This window comes from Streptomyces sp. NPDC015032 (genome assembly GCF_043080425.1).
Taxonomy (GTDB): Bacteria; Actinomycetota; Actinomycetes; order Streptomycetales; family Streptomycetaceae; genus Streptomyces.
In genome coordinates this window covers 1-1,144 of sequence record NZ_JBIBVN010000130.1, presented here as the reverse complement: position 1 = coordinate 1,144, position 1,144 = coordinate 1, and the positions used below count along the sequence as shown (strand labels likewise).

1 protein-coding gene is annotated in these 1,144 nt (G+C 68.6%); it reads right to left on the bottom strand.

Annotated elements, in window-relative coordinates; translation table 11 throughout:
* Positions 1-992, bottom strand: a 992-nt coding sequence (locus ACF08M_RS41700) for an ISAs1 family transposase (protein WP_392190537.1), incomplete at its 3' end; no start/stop codon positions are given.
* Between the last annotated feature and the right edge of the window lie 152 nt (positions 993-1,144).

Here is a 1,144-nt window from a genome sequence, read left to right as displayed (position 1 = left end):
TGCCCGCGTACCCAGGCAGCGATCTCAGCTGGAGATGCCTGGTGGGCCGCGAGATCGGTGACGGCGTAGACAGTCTCGGTCTGCCACTTCGATGTGCCGATTCGGCGGCGTTTGCGGTGGATGCGAACAACCTGGCGGGCGTGGGGGAACAGCAGACCGTCCACGCTCACCACCTTCACCTCGCGGACTTCCTCACGGCCGTGTCCGCGGTCGCGGGATTGGTTGAGGACCGGGACCTGGTTCCATGGCAGTTTGGTCAACTGGCGGGCCAGGGTGGGCTGGTTGTTCTTGACCGACAGCAGGTAGTGGGCCTTTCGGTCCTCGACGAGGTAGCGGGCGTGGCCCGTCTGGGCGTGCAGGGCGTCGACGGTGACGACGGAGCCGGTCAGGTCCTGATCATCGAGGGTGTCCAGCAGCGGAGCGAACTCGGGTATCTCGTTCGTCTTCGCACCGATCTCGCGCAGAGCGGCAGTCAACGCATCGTGGTGGCGCACTGCGGACAGGACGAAGACGCGGCTGCCGTCCGCGCGGACCGCTCCGCGCAGGCATTTGCCGTCCACGGCGAAAGCCGCACGACGCGGTTGCGGCGGGTCTGTCTCGTGCTGGGCGATGCGGTCGGCGCGGCGCTGTTCGCGCTCGACGGTCCCGTCCTGGGTTGTCGCTCTCACCGGGTGCGGCTGGAGTGTGGTGAGCCTGGTGAAACCGGCGGCGGTGAGTAGCCCGGGGTCGACGCGGGCGAACACATCGCGCAGGGTGCGCTCGCCCGGAGCCTTGAACCGGCCTGCGAAGGGATCGAAGGGGCAGCCCAGCCGGGCCAGGACGTCCTGGTCGCAGCGGCGTACCCACTCGGCAATGGCGGTCAGGGAGTTGTGTCCGGCGCTGGTGAGTGCACACACGCCGACCGCGAGCAGCGTTGCCAGCCGGAACCGCACCCCGCGCGGATTGCGTGGATCGGGTACCCGGGCCAGTGCGTCGAGCAGCCCGGACGGCACCAGCGCCTCGGGCCGTGACGCCGCGGTCGCGGTCTGTGGCAGGTGTGGAGCGCACGGAACAGGTGATGGTGCAACAAGCACGGCGACCTTACCGGGACCGAACTGGTTCACCGGTCGGCGCGGTGAGTTCTTTGGTCAAGAAGACGCGGCTG